The 21,664-nt window shown below is 58.4% G+C and carries 19 protein-coding genes; 13 read left to right on the top strand and 6 right to left on the bottom strand.

Going from position 1 to position 21,664, the window contains the following annotated elements; all coding sequences use genetic code 11:
* The first annotated feature begins 73 nt into the window (after positions 1–73).
* From nuoC to nuoN, 11 genes are all read left to right on the top strand, one after another.
* Positions 74–1,855 (top strand): NADH-quinone oxidoreductase subunit C/D, encoded by a 1,782-nt coding sequence (gene nuoC / locus KBY02_RS12300; protein ID WP_024660446.1) that lies wholly within the window; start codon positions 74–76, stop codon positions 1,853–1,855.
* Positions 1,856–1,857: 2 nt separating this feature from the next.
* Positions 1,858–2,355: an NADH-quinone oxidoreductase subunit NuoE gene (nuoE, locus tag KBY02_RS12295; RefSeq protein WP_003371730.1), complete on the top strand. Its 498-nt coding sequence runs from the start codon at positions 1,858–1,860 to the stop codon at positions 2,353–2,355.
* Positions 2,352–3,710 carry an NADH-quinone oxidoreductase subunit NuoF gene (gene nuoF / locus KBY02_RS12290; RefSeq protein ID WP_003405108.1) on the top strand — a complete coding sequence of 453 codons (1,359 nt, stop codon included), beginning with the start codon at positions 2,352–2,354 and terminating at the stop codon, positions 3,708–3,710. The genes nuoE and nuoF overlap by 4 nt, the downstream gene beginning before the upstream one ends.
* 136 nt (positions 3,711–3,846) lie before the next feature.
* Complete coding sequence (nuoG, locus tag KBY02_RS12285) at positions 3,847–6,564, top strand: NADH-quinone oxidoreductase subunit NuoG (protein WP_024660447.1); 2,718 nt, start codon at positions 3,847–3,849, stop codon at positions 6,562–6,564.
* A complete protein-coding gene (nuoH, locus tag KBY02_RS12280; protein ID WP_003405110.1) occupies positions 6,561–7,568 on the top strand; it encodes an NADH-quinone oxidoreductase subunit NuoH in 1,008 nt (335 codons plus the stop codon). Before nuoG ends, nuoH begins: the two co-directional genes overlap by 4 nt.
* A gap of 11 nt (positions 7,569–7,579) precedes the next feature.
* Positions 7,580–8,128, top strand: coding sequence for an NADH-quinone oxidoreductase subunit NuoI (nuoI, locus tag KBY02_RS12275; protein ID WP_003405112.1), 549 nt, complete (start codon positions 7,580–7,582; stop codon positions 8,126–8,128).
* 10 nt (positions 8,129–8,138) lie between these two features.
* Positions 8,139–8,648, top strand: a complete 510-nt coding sequence (gene nuoJ / locus KBY02_RS12270) for an NADH-quinone oxidoreductase subunit J (protein ID WP_003317979.1) — start codon at positions 8,139–8,141, stop codon at positions 8,646–8,648.
* Positions 8,645–8,953 (top strand): NADH-quinone oxidoreductase subunit NuoK, encoded by a 309-nt coding sequence (gene nuoK, locus KBY02_RS12265; protein WP_003317980.1) that lies wholly within the window; start codon positions 8,645–8,647, stop codon positions 8,951–8,953. The genes nuoJ and nuoK overlap by 4 nt, the downstream gene beginning before the upstream one ends.
* Positions 8,950–10,803, top strand: a complete 1,854-nt coding sequence (gene nuoL / locus KBY02_RS12260; protein WP_010427021.1) for an NADH-quinone oxidoreductase subunit L — start codon at positions 8,950–8,952, stop codon at positions 10,801–10,803. Before nuoK ends, nuoL begins: the two co-directional genes overlap by 4 nt.
* A gap of 39 nt (positions 10,804–10,842) precedes the next feature.
* Positions 10,843–12,375 (top strand): NADH-quinone oxidoreductase subunit M, encoded by a 1,533-nt coding sequence (gene nuoM / locus KBY02_RS12255; RefSeq protein WP_002554022.1) that lies wholly within the window; start codon positions 10,843–10,845, stop codon positions 12,373–12,375.
* A 7-nt stretch (positions 12,376–12,382) separates the two neighbouring features.
* Entirely contained in the window at positions 12,383–13,852 is a 1,470-nt protein-coding gene (gene nuoN / locus KBY02_RS12250) for an NADH-quinone oxidoreductase subunit NuoN (RefSeq protein WP_024639675.1), read from the top strand.
* A gap of 106 nt (positions 13,853–13,958) precedes the next feature.
* On the opposite strand, the gene KBY02_RS12245 is transcribed toward nuoN, so the two are convergent.
* From KBY02_RS12245 to KBY02_RS12220, 5 genes are all read right to left on the bottom strand, one after another.
* Entirely contained in the window at positions 13,959–15,023 is a 1,065-nt protein-coding gene (locus tag KBY02_RS12245) for an AI-2E family transporter (protein WP_003405122.1), read from the bottom strand.
* Between the two features lie 313 nt (positions 15,024–15,336).
* Complete coding sequence (locus KBY02_RS12235; protein ID WP_011268280.1) at positions 15,337–16,656, bottom strand: sensor histidine kinase; 1,320 nt, start codon at positions 16,654–16,656, stop codon at positions 15,337–15,339.
* Positions 16,653–17,321 (bottom strand): response regulator transcription factor, encoded by a 669-nt coding sequence (locus KBY02_RS12230; protein ID WP_003405126.1) that lies wholly within the window; start codon positions 17,319–17,321, stop codon positions 16,653–16,655. Before KBY02_RS12230 ends, KBY02_RS12235 begins: the two co-directional genes overlap by 4 nt.
* Entirely contained in the window at positions 17,321–17,629 is a 309-nt protein-coding gene (locus KBY02_RS12225; protein WP_003317989.1) for a PepSY domain-containing protein, read from the bottom strand. The genes KBY02_RS12230 and KBY02_RS12225 overlap by 1 nt, the downstream gene beginning before the upstream one ends.
* The gene (locus KBY02_RS12220; RefSeq protein WP_024660450.1) at positions 17,629–17,937 is read right to left on the bottom strand and encodes a PepSY domain-containing protein; all 309 of its coding nucleotides are present in this window, start codon (positions 17,935–17,937) and stop codon (positions 17,629–17,631) included. Before KBY02_RS12220 ends, KBY02_RS12225 begins: the two co-directional genes overlap by 1 nt.
* A gap of 368 nt (positions 17,938–18,305) precedes the next feature.
* Here KBY02_RS12220 and KBY02_RS12215 point away from each other — a divergent pair, with 368 nt between their 5' ends.
* Together KBY02_RS12215 and KBY02_RS12210 are read left to right on the top strand one after the other, a co-directional pair.
* The gene (locus KBY02_RS12215) at positions 18,306–19,475 is read left to right on the top strand and encodes a tyrosine-type recombinase/integrase (protein ID WP_225650523.1); all 1,170 of its coding nucleotides are present in this window, start codon (positions 18,306–18,308) and stop codon (positions 19,473–19,475) included.
* Positions 19,476–19,583: 108 nt separating this feature from the next.
* Positions 19,584–19,967, top strand: a complete 384-nt coding sequence (locus tag KBY02_RS12210; protein ID WP_225650516.1) for a hypothetical protein — start codon at positions 19,584–19,586, stop codon at positions 19,965–19,967.
* Positions 19,968–20,767: 800 nt separating this feature from the next.
* Here the strand turns inward: KBY02_RS12210 and KBY02_RS12205 are convergent.
* Entirely contained in the window at positions 20,768–21,265 is a 498-nt protein-coding gene (locus KBY02_RS12205) for a hypothetical protein (protein WP_225650514.1), read from the bottom strand.
* Positions 21,266–21,664 lie beyond the last annotated feature (399 nt).

The raw sequence follows: 21,664 nt of genomic DNA, 5'->3' as shown, positions 1-21,664 counted from the left end.
CCAGCCCGTTCTTCTTATAAAAAAGACAAGAACCGGGGTTGATTCTGTACGTTGACCGAAGTGATTGAGACCTATGACTGCAGACAACGCTCTGTACATCCCGCCTTACAAGGCTGACGACCAAGATGTCGTCGTTGAACTGAATAACCGTTTTGGTGCCGAGGCTTTCACTGCCCAGCCGACTCGCACCGGTATGCCCGTGCTGTGGGTCGAGCGCGCCCGACTGTTTGAAATTCTGACGTTCCTGCGCAACGTGCCCAAGCCCTACTCCATGCTCTATGACCTGCATGGCGTGGACGAACGGCTGCGCACAAACCGTCGTAGTCTGCCCGGCGCAGACTTCACCGTGTTCTATCACCTGCTGTCGATCGAGCGAAACAGCGACGTGATGATCAAGGTAGCGCTTTTCGAAAGCGACCTGAGTGTACCGACCATCACCAGCATCTGGCCGAACGCCAACTGGTACGAGCGTGAAGTCTGGGACATGTTCGGTATCGATTTCCCGGGCCACCCGCACCTGAGCCGCATCATGATGCCGCCGACCTGGGAAGGCCATCCGCTGCGCAAGGACTTCCCTGCCCGTGCGACGGAATTCGACCCGTACAGCCTGACCCTAGCCAAACAGCAACTGGAAGAGGAAGCCGCACGCTTCCGTCCGGAAGACTGGGGCATGAAACGCTCTGGCGCCAACGAGGACTACATGTTCCTCAACCTGGGCCCGAACCACCCTTCCGCTCACGGTGCGTTCCGTATCATTCTGCAACTGGACGGTGAAGAAATCGTCGATTGCGTTCCAGACATCGGCTACCACCACCGTGGTGCCGAGAAGATGGCCGAACGTCAGTCCTGGCACAGCTTCATTCCCTACACCGACCGTATCGATTACCTGGGCGGGGTGATGAACAACCTGCCTTATGTGCTCTCGGTCGAGAAGCTGGCAGGCATCAAGGTGCCGGAAAAGGTCGACGTCATCCGCATCATGATGGCCGAGTTCTTCCGTATCACCAGTCACCTGCTGTTCCTGGGAACCTACATTCAGGACGTGGGCGCCATGACACCGGTGTTCTTCACGTTCACCGACCGCCAGAAAGCCTACACCGTGATCGAAGCCATTACCGGCTTCCGTCTGCACCCTGCCTGGTACCGCATCGGCGGGGTCGCTCACGACCTGCCGCGTGGCTGGGAAAAACTGGTCAAGGACTTCGTCGACTGGCTGCCCAAGCGTCTCGACGAATACACCAAGGCGGCCCTGCAAAACAGTATTCTCAAGGGTCGTACCATTGGCGTCGCCGCCTACAACACCAAGGAAGCCCTCGAGTGGGGCGTCACCGGTGCAGGCCTGCGCTCCACAGGTTGCGACTTCGACCTGCGCAAGGCTCGCCCTTACTCGGGCTACGAGAACTTCGAATTCGAAGTGCCACTGGCCGCCAACGGCGATGCCTATGACCGCTGCATGGTCCGCGTCGAAGAGATGCGCCAGAGCATCAAGATCATCGACCAGTGCATGCGCAACATGCCGGAAGGCCCGTACAAGGCGGATCACCCGCTGACCACGCCGCCGCCGAAAGAGCGCACCCTGCAGCACATCGAAACCCTGATCACGCACTTCCTGCAGGTTTCGTGGGGCCCGGTCATGCCGGCCAACGAATCCTTCCAGATGATCGAAGCGACCAAGGGTATCAACAGCTATTACCTGACGAGCGACGGCGGCACCATGAGCTACCGTACCCGGATCCGCACCCCGAGTTACCCGCACCTGCAGCAGATCCCTTCGGTGATCAAAGGCAGCATGGTCGCGGACTTGATCGCGTACCTGGGTAGTATCGATTTCGTTATGGCCGACGTGGACCGCTAAGCATGAATAGCCCGCTAATCCAGACTGACCGTTTCGCCCTGAGCGAAACCGAGCGCTCGGCCATCGAGCATGAGATGCATCACTACGAGGACCCGCGCGCGGCGTCCATCGAAGCCCTGAAAATTGTTCAGAAGGAACGCGGCTGGGTGCCTGACGGTGCCATTTACGCGATCGGCGACCTGCTGGGCATCCCCGCCAGCGACGTCGAAGGCGTTGCCACCTTCTACAGCCAGATCTTTCGCCAGCCGGTCGGGCGTCACATCATTCGTGTCTGCAACAGCATGGTGTGTTTCATCGGCGGCCACGAAAACGTGGTCGACGAGATCAAGAACTCACTGGGCATCGGCCTGGGTCAGACCACCGCCGACGGTCGTTTCACACTGCTGCCGGTCTGCTGCCTCGGCAACTGTGACAAGGCGCCGGCCGTGATGGTCGACGACGACACTTTCGGCGATGTACAGCCTGCTGGCGTTGCCAAGATGCTGGAGGGTTACCTATGACCATCACTTCCTTCGGCCCTGCCAACCGCATTGCGCGCACGGCAGAAACCCATCCGCTGACCTGGCGTCTGCGCGACGACGGCGAACCGGTCTGGCTCGACGAGTACCAGACCAAGGACGGCTACGCTGCAGCGCGCAAGGCGCTGACGCAGCAGGCGCCTGACGATATCGTCCAGTCGGTCAAGGATTCCGGCCTCAAGGGCCGCGGTGGCGCAGGCTTCCCCACGGGGGTGAAGTGGGGCCTGATGCCCAAAGACGAGTCCATGAACATCCGCTACCTGCTGTGCAACGCGGACGAGATGGAGCCCAATACCTGGAAAGACCGCATGCTGATGGAGCAACTGCCCCATTTGCTGGTCGAGGGCATGCTGATCAGTGCCCGCGCGCTGAAAGCCTATCGCGGCTATATCTTCCTGCGCGGCGAATACGTCACCGCAGCCAAGCACCTCAATCGCGCAGTGGCTGAAGCCAAGGCCGCCGGTTTGCTGGGCAAGAACATTCTCGGCACCGGGTTCGACTTCGAACTGTTCGTGCACACGGGTGCCGGTCGCTACATCTGCGGTGAAGAAACCGCACTGATCAACTCGCTGGAAGGCCGCCGCGCCAACCCGCGTTCCAAGCCGCCCTTCCCTGCTGCGGTGGGCGTGTGGGGCAAGCCGACTTGTGTGAACAACGTCGAGACTTTGTGCAACGTGCCTGCCATCGTCAACAACGGCAACGACTGGTACAAGTCGCTGGCTCGCGAAGGCAGTGAAGACCACGGCACCAAGCTGATGGGTTTCTCCGGCAAGGTCAAAAACCCCGGTTTGTGGGAACTGCCCTTCGGCGTACAGGCTCGCGAACTGTTCGAGGACTACGCCGGCGGCATGCGCGATGGTTTCAAGCTCAAGTGCTGGCAACCCGGAGGCGCCGGTACGGGTTTCCTGCTGCCGGAGCATCTGGACGCGCAGATGTACGCAGGCGGTATCGCCAAGGTCGGCACCCGGATGGGTACGGGGCTGGCGATGGCGGTCGACGATTCGGTCAACATGGTCTCGCTGCTGCGCAACATGGAAGAGTTTTTCGCTCAGGAGTCCTGTGGCTTCTGCACGCCATGCCGCGACGGCTTGCCATGGAGCGTGAAGATGCTTCGCGCCATCGAGAACGGTCAGGGTCAGCCGGGGGATATCGAAACCCTGCTGGGTCTGGTCAATTTCCTCGGCCCTGGCAAGACCTTCTGTGCCCATGCACCGGGCGCTGTTGAACCCTTGGGCAGTGCGATCAAGTATTTCCGTTCCGAGTTCGAAGCCGGTATCGCGCCAGCCAGCGCAGCCACGCTCGTTCCGGGCAAAAGTCCGACAGTGGTCGGCGCATAACAAGACACAACGGTCGGCGGCTGTTCGGGCTGCCGTCCTCGTACCTGCTGACGCCCTCCGGGCTGAACGATACGGGTACTACCGAGATTCCATTAGCCACGCCCGCTGACAACGGGCCAACGAAGACCTTTGAACCATGGCTACTATTCACGTAGACGGCAAAGCGCTCGAAGTCGATGGTGCAGACAACCTGTTACAGGCATGTCTGTCGCTGGGCCTCGATATCCCTTATTTCTGCTGGCACCCCGCCCTTGGCAGCGTTGGCGCCTGTCGCCAGTGCGCGGTCAAGCAGTACACGGACGAGAACGACACACGCGGTCGTATCGTCATGTCCTGCATGACGCCAGCCACCGACAACACCTGGATCTCCATCGAAGATGATGAATCCAAGGCCTTCCGGGCCAGTGTCGTCGAATGGCTGATGACCAACCACCCGCATGACTGCCCGGTCTGCGAAGAAGGCGGTCACTGCCACCTGCAAGACATGACCGTGATGACCGGCCACAACGAGCGCCGTTATCGCTTCACCAAGCGTACCCACCAGAATCAGGAGTTGGGGCCGTTCATCGCGCACGAGATGAACCGCTGCATCGCCTGTTATCGCTGTGTACGCTTTTATAAAGACTACGCGGGCGGCACCGACCTGGGCGTCTACGGTGCCCATGACAACGTGTACTTCGGTCGCGTTGAAGACGGCACGCTGGAAAGCGAGTTCTCCGGCAACCTCACCGAGGTCTGCCCGACCGGTGTGTTCACGGACAAGACCCACTCCGAGCGCTACAACCGCAAGTGGGACATGCAGTTCTCTCCAAGCATCTGCCATGGCTGTTCCAGCGGCTGCAACATCAGCCCGGGTGAACGCTACGGTGAATTGCGCCGCATCGAAAACCGTTACAACGGCTCGGTGAACCAGTACTTCCTCTGCGACCGCGGACGTTTCGGCTATGGCTACGTCAACCGCAAGGACCGCCCGCGTCAGCCATTGCTCGCCAACGGCCAGGTCAAACTGAGCCTGGACGAGGCGCTGGACAAGGCGGCGGACCTGCTGCGCGGCCGTAACATCGTCGGCATCGGTTCTCCTCGCGCAAGCCTCGAAAGCAACTACGCACTGCGTGAGCTGGTGGGCGCCGAGCATTTCTACAGCGGTATCGAAGCCGGTGAGCTGGAGCGTATCAGGCTGATCCTCAAGGTCCTGAACGACAGTCCGCTGCCGATCCCGACCCTGCGTGACATCGAAGATCACGATGCCATCTTCGTCCTCGGCGAAGACCTGACCCAGACAGCAGCGCGTATGGCCTTGGGCTTGCGCCAGGCCGTCAAAGGCAAGGCTGAAGACATGGCAGCGGCGATGAAAGTCCAGCCGTGGCTCGACGCAGCCGTGAAGAACATCGGTCAGCACGAGCTCAATCCGCTGTTCATCGCCAGCCTCGCCGAAACCCGTCTCGACGACGTCGCAGAAGAATGCGTACATGCAGCGCCCGATGACCTGGCGCGTATCGGTTTTGCCGTGGCCCACGCCCTGGACGCCAGCGCACCGGCCGTCGAAGGTCTGGACAACGAAGCGCTGGAACTGGCGCAACGCATTGCCGACGCACTGCTGGCTGCCAAACGACCGCTGATCATTTCCGGCAGCTCGCTGGGTTCGACAGCGCTGATCGAAGCCGCTGGCAACATCGCCAAGGCCTTGAAGCTGCGCGACAAGCAGGGTTCCATCAGCCTGATCGTGCCTGAAGCCAACAGCATGGGCCTGGCGATGTTCGGCGGCGAGTCCGCAGATGCCGCGCTGCAAGCCGTGATCTCCGGCAAGGCCGACGCTATCGTAGTGCTGGAAAACGATTTGTATCGTCGTGTGGACGCCAAGATCGTCGACGCCGCGCTGAGCGCTGCGAAAGTCGTGATCGTCGCTGACCATCAGAAAACCCCGACCAGCGACCGTGCCCATCTGATTCTGCCAGCAGCCAGCTTCGCTGAAGGCGACGGCACACTGGTCAGCCAGGAAGGCCGCGCCCAGCGCTTCTTCCAGGTCTTCGATCCGACCTATCTGGATGCCAGCATTCTGGTCCACGAAGGCTGGCGCTGGTTGCATGCCCTGCGTGCCACCTTGCTGAACAAGCCGGTCGACTGGACGCAACTCGACCACGTCACCGAAGCCTGCGCCGGCAGCACGCCGCAACTGGCGGGTATCGTCAACGCCGCGCCGTCTGCATCGTTCCGCATCAAGGGCCTGAAACTGGCTCGCGAACCGCTGCGTTATAGCGGCCGTACAGCGATGCGAGCCAACATCAGCGTGCATGAGCCGCGCACCTCGCAAGACATCGACACCGCGTTCTCTTTCTCCATGGAAGGCTACTCGGGCTCGGCCGAGCCTCGTCAGCAGGTGCCATTCGCCTGGTCGCCGGGCTGGAACTCGCCGCAGGCCTGGAACAAGTTTCAGGACGAAGTCGGCGGTCATTTGCGTGCCGGCGATCCGGGCACTCGCCTGATCGAAAGCCAGGGCGATGGTCTGTCATGGTTCTCCAGCGTGCCACGCGCGTTCTCTCCAGAACGCGGCACCTGGCAGGTCGTGCCGTTCTTCCACCTGTTCGGCAGCGACGAAACCTCGTCTCTGGCCGCGCCGGTTCAGGAACGCATCCCGCAGGCCTATGTCGCCCTGGCCAAATCCGAAGCCGATCGTCTCGGCGTCAACGACGGTGCCCTGCTCTCCTTGAGCATCGGCGGCGAAACGCTGACCTTGCCGCTGCGCATCAGCGAAGAACTGGGCGCGGGTCTTGTGGCATTGCCGGCAGGACTGCCCGGCATTCCGCCAGCACTCTTCGGCAAATCCGTTGACGGTCTGCAGGAGGCAGCGCAATGACCTGGTTTACCCCTGATGTGATCGACGCAATCATCGCGGTGGTCAAGGCCATCGTGGTGTTGCTGGCCGTCGTGATTTGCGGTGCCCTGCTGAGTTTCATCGAGCGTCGTCTGCTGGGTTGGTGGCAGGATCGTTATGGCCCGAACCGCGTGGGTCCGTTCGGCATGTTCCAGATCGCAGCCGACATGTTGAAAATGTTCTTCAAGGAAGACTGGACCCCACCGTTCGCCGACAAGGTGATCTTCACCCTGGCGCCAGTGGTTGCCATGAGCGCCTTGCTGATCGCCTTTGCGGTCATCCCGATCACCCCGACCTGGGGCGTCGCGGATCTGAACATCGGTCTGTTGTTCTTCTTCGCCATGGCCGGTCTGTCCGTGTATGCGGTGCTGTTCGCCGGCTGGTCGAGCAACAACAAGTTCGCCCTGCTGGGCAGCCTGCGTGCTTCGGCACAAACCGTGTCCTACGAAGTGTTCATGGGTCTTGCGCTGATGGGCATCGTGGTTCAGGTCGGCTCTTTCAACATGCGCGACATCGTTGAATATCAGGCGCAGAACCTGTGGTTCATCATTCCGCAGTTCTTCGGCTTCTGTACGTTCTTCATCGCAGGCGTCGCGGTGACTCACCGCCACCCGTTCGACCAACCGGAAGCCGAGCAGGAACTGGCTGACGGCTACCACATTGAATATGCCGGCATGAAATGGGGCATGTTCTTCGTGGGCGAATACATCGGGATCATCTTGATCTCGGCGCTGCTGGTGACGCTGTTCTTCGGTGGCTGGCACGGCCCGTTCGACATTCTGCCATCGCTGGCTTTCTTCTGGTTCGCCTTGAAAACCGCGTTTTTCATCATGCTGTTCATTCTGCTGCGCGCCTCCATCCCGCGCCCGCGTTATGACCAGGTCATGGATTTCAGCTGGAAGTTCTGTCTGCCGCTGACCCTGATCAATTTGCTGGTGACTGCTGCGATTGTGTTGTTGAACACACCGGCAGGCTCGGTTCAGTGAGGATTTGACCCATGTTCAAATATATTGGTGACATCGTTAAGGGTACGGGTACCCAGTTGCGCAGTATGGTCATGGTCTTCGGCCACGGCTTTCGCAAGCGCGACACCCTGCAATATCCCGAAGAGCAGGTTTATCTCCCTCCTCGCTATCGCGGTCGCATCGTACTGACCCGCGACCCCGATGGCGAAGAGCGCTGCGTAGCGTGCAACCTGTGTGCAGTAGCCTGCCCGGTTGGCTGTATTTCGTTGCAGAAAGCCGAGACAGAGGACGGACGCTGGTATCCCGACTTCTTCCGCATCAACTTCTCGCGTTGCATCTTCTGCGGCCTGTGCGAAGAAGCCTGCCCGACTACCGCGATCCAGCTTACGCCGGACTTCGAGATGGCCGAGTTCAAGCGTCAGGATCTGGTGTACGAGAAGGAAGATCTGCTGATCTCCGGTCCCGGCAAGAACCCTGACTACAACTTCTATCGCGTTGCCGGTATGGCCATTGGCGGCAAGCCCAAGGGCTCCGCACAGAACGAAGCCGAGCCGATCAACGTCAAGAGCTTGCTGCCTTAAGGAAGTAAAGATGGAATTCGCTTTCTACTTCGCATCCGGTATCGCTGTTGTGTCCACCCTGCGGGTGATCACCAACACGAACCCGGTGCACGCCCTGCTCTACCTGATCATCTCGCTGATCGCCGTAGCAATGACGTTCTTCAGCCTCGGCGCGCCGTTCGCCGGTGTGCTGGAAGTCATTGCCTACGCGGGCGCGATCATGGTCCTGTTCGTGTTTGTGGTGATGATGCTCAACCTCGGCCCGGCCTCGGTTCAGCAGGAACGTGCCTGGCTCAAACCCGGCATCTGGATAGGCCCGGTCATTCTCGGCGCGCTGTTGCTGGCCGAGTTGCTGTATGTGCTGTTCGCCAACCCGACCGGCGCTGGTGTCGGTCACACCACGGTCGACGCCAAGGCAGTCGGCATCAGCCTGTTCGGGCCCTATCTGCTGGTGGTGGAACTCGCCTCGATGCTGCTGCTTGCAGCAGCCATCACGGCCTTCCATCTGGGCCGCAACGAGGCCAAGGAGCCAAGCCAATGAATGCTATCCCTCTTGAGCACGGTCTGGCGGTCGCCGGGGTCCTGTTCTGTCTGGGTCTGGTCGGCCTGATGGTGCGCCGTAACATTCTCTTCGTGTTGATGAGCCTGGAAATCATGATGAACGCCGCTGCACTGGCATTCGTCGTTGCCGGCAGTCGCTGGGGACAACCGGACGGGCAGGTGATGTTCATCCTGGTGATCAGCCTTGCGGCAGCCGAGGCCAGTATCGGCCTGGCGATCCTGATGCAACTGTATCGCCGCTTCCACACTCTCGATATCGATGCTGCCAGCGAGATGCGCGGATGAATCTTCTCTTTCTGACTTTCGTATTCCCCCTCATCGGCTTTCTGCTGCTGTCGTTCTCCCGTGGACGCATCTCGGAAAACCTCGCTGCGCTGATCGGCGTCGGCTCCATCGGCCTGTCAGCCATTGTCACTGCCTGGGTCATCTGGCAGTTCAACGTGGCACCCCCCGAAGGCGGTCACTACACCCAGGTGCTGTGGCGCTGGATGGACGTCGATGGCTTCCAGCCCAACTTCGCACTGTATCTGGACGGGCTGTCCGTCACGATGCTGGGCGTCGTGGTTGGCGTCGGCTTCCTGATCCACCTGTTCGCGTCCTGGTACATGCGCGGTGAAGCGGGCTATTCGCGCTTCTTCTCCTACACCAACCTGTTCATTGCCAGCATGCTGTTCCTGATCCTGGGCGACAACCTGCTGTTCATCTACTTCGGTTGGGAAGGCGTAGGGCTGTGCAGCTACCTGTTGATCGGTTTCTATTACAGCAACCGCAACAACGGCAACGCAGCGCTCAAAGCGTTCATCGTCACCCGTATCGGTGACGTATTCATGGCTATCGGTCTGTTCATCCTGTTCCAGCAACTGGGCACGCTCAATGTGCAGGAACTGCTGGTCAGGGCGCCGGAACACTTCAAGGTCGGCGATTTCTGGATCGTGCTGGCGACGTTGATGCTGCTGGGCGGTGCGGTCGGTAAATCCGCCCAGCTGCCACTGCAAACCTGGCTGGCTGACGCGATGGCCGGTCCTACTCCGGTTTCGGCGCTGATCCACGCAGCGACCATGGTCACGGCGGGCGTTTACCTGATCGCGCGTACTCACGGCCTGTTTGCACTGGCACCCGACATTCTGCATCTGGTCGGGATTGTCGGCGGCGTCACGCTGGTTCTGGCGGGTTTCGCCGCATTGGTGCAGACCGACATCAAGCGTATCCTCGCCTACTCGACCATGAGCCAGATCGGCTACATGTTCCTGGCACTGGGCGTCGGCGCCTGGGAAGGCGCGATCTTCCACCTGATGACCCACGCCTTCTTCAAGGCGCTGCTGTTCCTTGCTTCCGGTGCGGTGATCGTTGCCTGCCACCACGAGCAGAACATCTTCAAGATGGGCGGTCTGTGGAAGAAACTGCCATTGGCCTACGCCAGCTTCATCGTCGGTGGCGCTGCTCTTTCCGCTCTGCCGCTGCTGACGGCGGGCTTCTACTCCAAGGACGAAATTCTCTGGGAAGCATTTGCCAGCGGTAACAACGGTTTGCTGTATGCCGGCCTGGTGGGCGCGTTCATGACGTCGCTGTACACCTTCCGCCTGATCTTCATCGCGTTCCACGGAGAAGCCAAGACCGAAGCACACGCAGGTCACGGCATCGCTCACTGGCTGCCACTGTCGGTGCTGATCGTGCTGTCGACGTTCATCGGCGCGCTGATCACTCCGCCGCTGGCCGGTGTGCTGCCGCAGAGCGTCGGCCATGCCGGTGGCGAAGCCAAGCACAGTCTGGAGATCGCCTCCGGCGCCATCGCGCTGGCCGGTATCCTGCTGGCAGCGTTGCTGTTCCTCGGCAAGCGCCGCCTGGCAACGGCTATCGCCAACAGCGCTCCGGGCCGTTTCCTCTCGGCCTGGTGGTTCGCGGCATGGGGCTTCGACTGGATCTACGACAAGCTGTTCGTCAAGCCGTATCTGGCAATCAGCCATGTACTGCGTAGTGATCCGTTCGACCGCACCATCGGCTTGATCCCACGTCTGGTCAAAGGCGGTCATGACACCATGAGCCGCACCGAGACCGGCCAGTTGCGTTGGTATGCTGCCTCGATCGCCGTGGGTGCCGTTCTGGTACTCGGTGCCGTCGTTCTGGTTGCGATCTGATATGAACCTTGCGAATTTGCGAAAGGAATTGAGCCCGTCATGATTCTGCCCTGGCTAATCCTGATCCCCTTCATCGGCGGCCTGCTGTGCTGGCTGGGTGAGCGCTTCGGCTCTACCCTGCCGCGCTGGATTGCGTTGCTGACAATGACCCTGGAACTGGTTCTCGGCCTCTGGCTGTGGGCTACCGGCAACTTCGGCTACGCGCCGGTGCCGGGTGCCGATCCGACCTGGACCCTGGAATTCCACCACCCGTGGATCACCCGCTTCGGCATCGATGTGCATCTGGCACTCGATGGCCTGTCGCTGCTGATGATCCTGCTGACCGGCCTGCTGGGCGTGCTGTCGGTGCTCTGCTCGTGGAAGGAAATCCAGCGCAAGGTCGGTTTCTTCCACCTTAACCTGATGTGGATTCTGGGCGGTGTCGTCGGCGTGTTCCTGGCCATCGACCTGTTCATGTTCTTCTTCTTCTGGGAAATGATGCTGGTGCCGATGTATTTCCTCATCGCGCTCTGGGGTCACAGCTCTTCGGATGGCAAGAAAACCCGTATCTACGCGGCCACCAAGTTCTTCATCTTCACTCAGGCCAGTGGCCTGATCATGCTGGTGGCGATCCTGGGTCTGGTGCTGGTGCACTTCAATCAGACCGGCGTGATCACCTTTGCCTACGCCGACCTGCTGAAGACCAAACTGGCACCAGGCACCGAGTACATCCTGATGCTGGGCTTCTTCATAGCCTTCGCCGTCAAGCTGCCGGTGGTGCCATTGCACTCCTGGCTGCCGGATGCGCATGCCCAGGCACCGACTGCAGGCTCCGTCGACCTGGCGGGTATCCTGCTGAAGACTGCGGCTTACGGCCTGCTGCGTTTTGCCCTGCCGCTGTTCCCCAACGCATCGGCCGAGTTCGCACCGATTGCAATGACGCTGGGCCTGGTCGGTATCTTCTACGGCGCATTCCTGGCGTTTGCCCAGACCGACATCAAGCGTCTGATCGCATTCTCCAGCGTTTCGCACATGGGCTTCGTACTGATCGGTATCTACTCGGGCAGCCAGCAAGCGCTGCAAGGCGTACTGATCCAGATGATCGCCCACGGTCTATCGGCTGCGGCACTGTTCATTCTCAGTGGCCAGTTGTACGAGCGCCTGCACACCCGCGACATGCGTGAGATGGGCGGTCTGTGGTCACGCATCGCCTACATCCCGGCCATCAGCCTGTTCTTTGCCGCCGCCTCTCTGGGTCTGCCGGGCACCGGCAACTTCGTCGGCGAGTTCCTGATTCTGCTGGGCAGCTTTGCCAGCTCACCCTGGATCACGGCGATTGCCACTTCCGGTCTGGTATTTGGTTCTGTCTACTCGCTGATCATGATCCACCGCGCCTACTTCGGCCCGTCGAAGTCCGACGAGGTTCTGAAGGGCATGGACGGACGGGAAATGATCATGGTGCTGGGCCTTGCCGTGCTGCTGGTCGTGCTCGGGGTATTCCCGCAGCCGTTCCTCGACACATCGGCGGCGACCATGCACGGCGTGCAGCAATGGCTAGGCACTGCCTTCACTCAACTCGCTTCGGCCCGGTAAGAGCGCTATGGACCTGACGATTCAACACTTTATTGCGCTTGCGCCACTGCTGATCACCAGCCTCACCATTGTCGTGGTGATGCTTGCGATCGCATGGCGCCGCAATCACTCGCAAACGTTCCTGCTTTCGGTAGCAGGCCTCAACCTGGCCCTGCTGTCGATTTATCCGGCATTGAAAGTCGCCCCTCTGGTCGTGACGCCACTGCTGCATATCGACAACTTTGCCTGCCTGTACATGGCGATCATCCTCGCCTCTACCCTCGCTTGCGTGACCATGGCGCACGCCTATCTAGGTGACGGCAAGGCCGGGTATCCGGGCAATCGCGAAGAGCTTTACCTGCTGATCCTGCTGGCAGCTGCCGGTGGACTGGTTCTGGTCAGCGCTCAGCATCTGGCGGGGCTGTTCATCGGCCTGGAACTGCTGTCGGTGCCGGTCTACGGGTTGGTGGCTTATGCCTTCTTCAACAAGCGTTCGCTGGAAGGCGGCATCAAGTACATGGTCCTGTCGGCTGCAGGCTCGGCGTTCCTGCTGTTCGGTATGGCGCTGCTGTACGCAGAGGCAGGCTCGCTGAGCTTCGACGGTATCGGCAAGGCCATCGCGGCAACCGGCATGCCGAGCCCGATTGCCAGCCTGGGTCTGGGCATGATGGTCGTCGGCCTGGCCTTCAAGCTGTCACTGGTGCCGTTCCACTTGTGGACCCCGGACGTTTACGAAGGCGCCCCTGCGCCGGTCGCTGCCTTCCTGGCAACTGCCAGCAAGGTGGCAGTGTTCGCGGTACTGGTGCGTCTGTTCCAGATTTCTCCGGCAGCCAGCAGCGGTGTCTTGCATGATGTACTGGCAGTCATCGCCGTCGCGTCGATCCTCGTCGGCAACCTGCTGGCGCTGACTCAGACCAACCTCAAGCGTCTGTTGGGCTACTCCTCCATCGCCCACTTCGGTTACCTGATGATTGCGCTGGTGGCCAGCAAGGGCATGGCGGTCGAGGCGATCGGCGTCTACCTGGCGACTTACGTCCTCACCTCGCTGGGCAGCTTCGGTGTGATCACCATGATGTCTTCGCCTTACAGCGGACGTGATGCCGACGCGATGTTCGAATACCGTGGACTGTTCTGGCGTCGCCCTTACCTGACGGCAGTCATGACCCTGATGATGCTGTCGCTGGCAGGTATCCCGCTCACCGCAGGTTTCATCGGCAAGTTCTATATCATCGCCACTGGTGTCGAATCGCAGTTGTGGTGGCTGGTCGGGGCTCTGGTAATCGGTAGCGCCATCGGCGTGTTCTACTACCTGCGCGTGATGGTGACCATGTATCTGGTCGACAACAAGCTTCCTCGCCACGACGCAGCCATCAATTGGGCGCAGCGCACGGGCGGCGTGATGCTGCTGGCCGTTGCGATCCTGACCTTCGTGCTGGGTGTTTACCCGCAACCGCTGCTCGATCTGGTGCTCAATGCCGGTCTGCACGTAGCGGGCTGATCCTGCGCAAACAAAAAGCCCTGCTCTTGAGCAGGGCTTTTTTTTGTCTTCGAAAACGGCTAATGCCTGACGTCATGGGCAAACGTGGCAATGCGTCCTTGCAATATCAGCCAGGCAGTTTTACGGGCTTCTTGGCGCCGCTGAACAATCCCCAGCTGGACATGAACAGCGCCGCCACCAGAGGCCCGATCACAAAGCCGTTCAGACCAAAGACCGACATGCCGCCCAGCGTGGAAATAAGGATCAGGTAGTCCGGCATTTTGGTGTCCTTGCCCACCAGGATCGGACGCAGGACGTTATCCACCAGGCCGATCACCAGGACGCCAAACAAGCCCAGTACCACACCTTGCCAGATCATGCCGCTAAGCAGGAAGTAGATCGCCACTGGCGCCCAGACAATCCCGGCTCCCACCGCAGGCAACAGCGACAGGAACGCCATGATCACCGCCCAGAGCAACGCACTCGGGATGTCCAGCACCCAGAAGATGAAGCCACCCAGCGCACCTTGCGTCACCGCGACCACCACGTTGCCTTTGACAGTGGCACGTACCACTCGGGTGAACTTGAGCTGCAGACGACGCTTCTGCTGTTCGCCCAACGGGAAGGCCGTGCGGATCTTGCGTACCAGCTCCTGTCCGTCGCGCAGGAAGAAGTACAGCAGGTAAAGCATGATGAAGACGCTGACGACAAAGTCGAAGGTGCCCTGCCCGAAGCTGAATGCCTGCGTCGCCAGGTACTGACTGCCCTGCATCGCGCCCTTGGCGATCTTGTCGCGTAACCCCTCCAGGTCGCCCATGCCCAGACGATCGAGCAGCGCCTGCATGGAGTGCGGCAACAGGTCCTTGAACTCGGCCAGATAACCGGCGATATCAAGTTGCCCGGTCTCGACGTTCTTGTACAGCGTGGTGCCCTCCTGAACCAGCAAGGCGCTGATCACGATCACCGGCAGAATCGCGATGACCAGACAGATCGTCAGGGTGCACAGGGAAGTGAGATTGCGTGACCAGTTGAACTTGATCTGCAACTTGCGCTGCACAGGCGCGAAGATGATTCCAAGGATGACCGCCCAGAATACTGCGCCATAGAACGGCAGCAGAATCCATATGAAGGCAATGGTCACCAGTACCAGTAGCAGAATGAGGGTTTTGTATTGCAGCGTGGTTTCGTTCATGTCCTGTCCATGTCATTAGACCGCGCATCGCGCCCGGTCTAGAGCTTAGTCAGCACGCGAGCGCACGAGTGCCATCTTCCATGAAGGCAATATGACGGCGATGCCAGTCGCGAGTGATGGCAGGGGTTCAAGCCCCTGCCAGACAGGCATCAGACCCGGACCTGATCGACCAGACTGTCCAGGCGCGCGCCCGGTTTTGCCAGGCTGCGGGAGGTCTCTGCGCTTTGCCGGGCTTCATCGGCGACGCTCTCGACAGCAGCCGCGAGCTGATGAACGCTGCGATTGATTTCTCTGAAAGATACGGGCTGACGTACTACGGGGCAGTCCGTTCTGGCAGGTCTATGCGTACCCGCAATCCCCCTGCCGGGCTCTCCTGCAATTGCAATTGACCGCCCCACGCTTCGACGATGTCGCGCACGATGCCCAGGCCCAGCCCGTGGCCGGTAATCTGCTCGTCAAGACGAGCGCCACGACTGAACACTTCTGCGCGTTGCGCCTCGGGAATACCAGGGCCATCGTCATCCACCAACAGGCAGAAGCCCTGAGCCTGACTCAAAATGTTCAGACGTACCTCGCTGTCGGCCCATTTGCAGGCGTTGTCCAGCAGGTTGCCGAGCAGCTCGAGAATGTCTTCCCGATCCCACGGCAGATACATGCCCGCCTCGACATCGTTGACCAACTGGAGGTGAGCACCATGGATCATGCCCAGCGTGGAGAAAAGCCCGGGCAGTTCGGCATCACAATCGAAGCGGGCTCCCGGTAGAGCGTCACCGGAGAGGCGCGCGCGATTGAGCTCACGCTCCAGACGCAGACGGATATTTTCCAGCTGTTCCTGCAGGGTCCTGCGCAAGGCCGGGTTGGCGTCCAACTGTCCGCTGAGGGCCAGGCTGAGCAACACCGCAAGTGGTGTCTTCAAGGCATGTCCCAGATTACCCAGCGCATTGCGCGAGCGCTTCAGGCTGTCTTCAGTATGCGCGAGCAAGTGGTTGATCTGCGCCACCAGCGGCTCGAGTTCGAGGGGAACCTGATTGTCCAGCTGTGAACGCTGGCCCTGCTGAAGCTGAAAAATCTGCTCGCGAACGGTTTCAAGCGGACGAAGCGCTCTTCGCACGGTGATGCGTTGCAACACCAGTACCAGGATCAGCGCGGCAAGCCCGAGCCCCAGCCCGATCTGCTGCATGAGACGAAAACTTGCCCTGACCGGCGTGTAATCCTGGGCGACGGTGATTGAAACCTGCTTGCCGAACTTGCGGTATTCGCTGGTCAGCATCAATAGCGATTGCCCGGTCTTGCCGAGCTCAAGATTGGCATGCAAACCCACCCCGGGCTGGGGCAGCTCGAAATCCCACAGGGAGCGGGAGCGCCAGTGTCCCTGCGGCAAGTCCATACGGAAATAATGGCCAGACAACGGACGCTGGTAGGCACCCGACAGGCGATGGTCATCCAGTTGCAGCCCGGCAGGACCTCGCACCAGCGCTACCAGCAGGTTTTCACTCTCGTTGCGCAGACCTGACTCCAGGTAGCGTTGCAAGCCCACTTCGAACAGCCACAGACTGGTCTGTGCCATCACCAGACCGACAACGACCATGACGGCGATCAGACCCAGACTCAGACGTCGCTGTATGGACTTCAACCGCCGGCTCCGCCGTACAGATAGCCTTGGCCGCGGCGTGTCTCGACAACTGCACGGCCCAGCTTGCGCCTCAGGTGATTGACATGGACTTCAATGACATTGGAATCACGCTCGTTTTCGCCATCGTACAAATGTTCCGACAGATGGCTTTTCGAGAGAATCTGTCCCGGGTGGAGCATGAAATAACGCAGCAGACGAAACTCAGCCGAGGTGAGCTGGATATCCACGCCATCCCGGCTGACGCATTGCCGGCCTTCATCCAGATTAAGACCGGCCGATTCCAGCGTGGGCTGGTTGGCCAGCCCGTGCGAACGTCGCAACAGCGCCTGAATACGCAGCTGCAGCTCTTCAGGATGAAAAGGCTTGGTCAGGTAATCATCAGCGCCTGCCTTCAAACCTTCTATACGCTCTGACCAGGAACCCCGCGCGGTCAGAATCAACACAGGGGTCGCCAGACCTTTGCTGCGCCACTGCTGAAGAACCTCGAGCCCTGGCATGCCGGGTAAGCCCAGATCCAGAACAATCAAGTCATACGGCTCGCTTGCTCCTTGATAAACCGCATCGCGCCCGTCAGCCAGCCAGTCGACCGCATAGCCTTGACGCCCCAGCGCAGCGAGCAGCTCATCGGCCAGGGGAACGTGGTCTTCAACCAGTAGCAGGCGCATCAGTCATCATCCTCGTCTTTCAACAATCGGCTATCACGCGCATCGAACTTGAGCTCGCGAACAACGCCCTCAGGGGTCAGCAATTCAAATTCATACACGTACACATTATTCTTTTCCTCAAGCTCGGCCTCCAGCAAACGAGAGCCCGGATGAAGGCCCATCGCGCGCTCAATGAACTGTTCAAGAGGCAATATGACTCCGCGCTGCCGCAAACTGAGCGCTTCATCCTGATTCAGATCTCTGGCGTACACAAAGGAGCAGGTCAGGCTCAAACCAAGGATGACACAGAGACGCTTGTCGACATTCATTAGTTGTCCTGATGATTCCTGTAGACCTGGCCCGTGGCGGCGTCCATTTCGAGAACCCACTCGATACCCTGTTTGTCACGCAGCTCGACATTGTAAACGTACCTGCCGTATATGTTCCTGAACTGCGTGCCAATGATACGGGCATCGGGGTGTTTGCTCAGCGCTTTGGCATCGAGCTTTTCAGCCGAATGAAGCGTACCTGCATCACTGAGGCGCAGCACTTCCTGTGGGTCGACCTCACGCGCCTGAATGAAACAGGACGTCAAACCAAATGTAAGGGCCGCCAGCAGGGTCGTCAGCGTTTTCATAGGGGTATCCATAGCGATCGGTGCTTCTATGGCATCCACCTTAACCGGTACAACTTAACTCAAACTGAATAGATCTGGCCGAGTGCCACCAAGCGCTCCTGGCATGGAGTTTCAGGCCATTGCTGTTAAACTCCCCGATTGCATTTATCGCGTCAGCGATCGCCATTTTTCCGGGGCCAATACACAGTGGAAATCTTCAAAATTTCCACGGCCAGATCCCGCGCCTTCCCGACCCGCCCCAAAAAATTCTCAATCCCCTTATTTATAGGGCTTTCGCGTACCATCCTGTATCACTGCCAACCTTCCCTGCCTACGCTAATTAGTACATCATTCAGTACATTTCACACGATTAGTCTGAGGATGTACTGGTGGCACTGACAGACACAGCTTTAAGACAAGCTAAGCCGAAAGACAAAGCGTACACGCTGCCCGACTCCCTTGGGCTGAGCCTATACGTGGCACCCACCGCGATTAAGAGCTGGCATTTCCGCTTCACCTGGCTGGGCAAGCAGGCTCGTATTTCGTTGGGCACATACCCAGAAATCGGATTGAAAGAAGCGAGGATGAGGCGTGATGAAGCACGCGAAGAGGTGGCGCGTGGGATAGATCCCCGCGATTCAAGGAAGGACAAGAAGGCACAGCTCATAAACGCTCAAGAACATACCCTTCGCCGCGTTTACGAGGAATGGCTGACATTCAGGAAAGGAAGCTTGAAGCCTGGATCACTGCGGATTATCAGTAATTCAATGGAGCTTGACTGGCTCCCTGCCTTTGGTAATCGCCAGATGAGCTCCATCACTCGCTCGGAAATTGTCGGCGTGATTCGCCGAATTGAAAAACGAGGTTCCGTGACAACGGCCGTAAAGACCCGGCAGCGACTGGGTCAGATATTCCGGTACGCGATCGCAACGGGCATCGTGGATACCAATCCAACCTTGGAAATGCATACCGTCACAGAGCGCATCACCCTCCAGCGTCACTTTCCGTTCCTGCCTTTTAGCGAGTTACCGAAAACGATCTCCACTATTGTGAGTTGCTCTGCTGGGCAGCAGTACAAATCCGCCTTCATGATGATGATTTACTGCGCATCCCGCCCAGGAGAAGTGCGGCATGCCATGTGGAAGGAGATCGATTTCGACAATGCCACTTGGACGATTCCGGCCGGTAAAATGAAGATGCGTCGTGATCACGTCGTGCCGCTGCCCAAGCAGGCGATTGAACTGCTGAAGGCCATGCTGCCGCTGACCGGCCACCTTGAGTACATTTTTGTGCACCGCAGTGACCCGACAAAGCCGGTTAGCACCAACTACGCCAACAACGTAATCGAGCTTTCTGGCTTGACCGGAATTCAATCCCCGCACGGATTCAGGCACCTGTTCTCTACGGAGATGAACGGACGTGGGTACAACCGCGACTGGATCGAACGGCAGCTAGCGCACGCAGATACGAGCACTATACGAGACACCTACAACCATGCCACCTACATAGAACAGCGGCGGGAGATGATGCAGGACTGGGCGGATCTGGTCACTCCTTGACGCCACAATGCCATAGCGACCCTCACGAATCAGGCCGACGAACACCACTCCTCAAACTCAGACAACTCAACCACTGTATGCATATACATATATTGAGAATCATCCACCATGAACATTGACTACGCCGAAGACTGGCCGCTCTGTCCGACTGAGGACCAGATGATGAAGCAACAGGTCCACCTAGTGTCGGAAGAAAACAGGCTGCTGCGCGACGAAGTCGATCGCTATCGGATGCACGTCACGAAGCTGATCGACATCCACAACGATGCAGCGCTCGAACGTGACAAGCTCAGGATTAAGCTGCGGGAAGCGGACAATCGTATATCTGATCTGCTCCGTACCGAATGCGAGTCTTGGAAGCTCAAAAATTCTCTGGAGCGCGTAATCGAACAACATCGAGTTTTGCTCCGTGGTGCCGGAGTCAGCCCCATTATGTGGGGTGGTGTGCAGGACCAACACTCACAGCGTTCAAGCACGGGGTCTACCCCATAATAAAAAACACTTCTGTTAGGTTTTTTTGCTCCTATTTAGTCGCATCCTTGGCACGTATCTGAGCTACCCTAGTGAGTGGCGCAATTACGCCGCCACAATATGACAAGGATCAGTTATGAACAAAGGTGCCAGTGAACGCTGCATGAGGGTGGACAGGTGTAGCCTGTTGAATGAGCAACAGGTCATTTGGGCTGGTCGATGGTGCCTCATGGCAGACTTCGTTGTTTGCAGCAGTTGCCTAATAGCTCAGCCTATAGACATGGCCGGTCAGTCATTTGAGCACTCACCTGACTGCGATGCCAAGTCACCAGGACTTCATCCATGGCATGAGTTGATAGCCGTTTTAAACCAGATCCGAGACCCCAACCTAGCTGCTTAGTCTCAGGACCTGTTCAGTGCGTCAGACGTGCAATCGGCGTGCTACCTCTCAATTGAATCATAGCGTCCATAGCTGTTGAATATCTGTAATATAGCTCTGACTTGTCATATCCCAGAGCACCTGCACTCTAGGGGCAGCATGCACCCTTCTAGCTCTAAAATCCCCCTTCCACCTCGAGCATTGATCTCGTCAAGCACGATCATTGATGTCTCTGCAGCGATCGGCAGAGGCGCTGAAGAGGGATCATTCGTAAATTAGAGAGACTACCGTAAATCCAACAGCATGAACTTTGCTGTATTTTTGGCTGACGTACTAAGTCTTCGGGCAATACTTGAATCTTTATATGTATTCTGCGAGAAGGCAAATTTCTGAAAACTAGCTAAGGAGGAGCGGTAAAAACATTACGACTCCCATAGCCTACCTATACCTGCAACTGCGCCAAAATCCAAGGAAGAACTAACTTCACGAACGCATCTGCCAGGAAAGAAAAAATGACAAATACAGCTAGGAGCAGCACGAAAAATTGACCAGGTTTATGGGCCCATTTAAAAGTAGGCTGTTCTTTCATATTATGCATCGTCCAGCGGAGGTTTTCCCAAGCCAGGTAAGCTACCGTTATGATCACATACAGAGATAGTCCAACCTTAAATATTTCGTGCGTCCAAGCTGCTTTCTCCAGTAAAGCTGGAAGCCCTAGAAGCATAGCTATACATATGCCCATGTTTCTCAAGCTGTCGAAGGCTACCTTTATATCTTCGAGCCTGGCCTTATTGACGAGCTCTTTTTTTATACTTGATCCGTCGGCTGAGGGGGCCTCGGAGCTAGCTGTGGCGTTTGCTGAGCTTGGAGGGTCATTGCCGTCGCCAGGCAGCTGCCCTAGATCGCAGATTGAAGGTGTTTCATGGGTTCCGTTTGACATACATCTTCCTAAAACATGAATCAGATAGAGGTGGCACAATGCTATATATCAGAAGATGATTGAGTCAGGCAAGTCATATCCAATATTAGACGCATCGTTTTTCCGTTTTGCAGACTGATCGAAGCCTAATTGAGTGACGCATAATCACCCTAGGCCGTGCATACCGGCCACCGTAATCGACATTGACTGCTCAGAGCACTGGCCATCCTGACTCAGGAAATCACCAGTGCCGTCTCTATTCACCCCGAATGGAAGTGAAAGAAAGTCCCCCAATACAAAAAGCATTTTCTCTTGAGGCAGGCTGGGTCGAGCGCTGCGATAGATCTTGCGCAGAGGCATCAGCGGCTGCATGCCTCTGCGGTCGTAGTATTGTCACAGAACTTGGCTGTCATGCCCTTT

The organism is Pseudomonas sp. P129 (genome assembly GCF_020312195.1).
Classification (GTDB): Bacteria; Pseudomonadota; Gammaproteobacteria; order Pseudomonadales; family Pseudomonadaceae; genus Aquipseudomonas; species Aquipseudomonas fragariae.
This window is presented reverse-complemented; position numbering and strand designations above follow the sequence as displayed.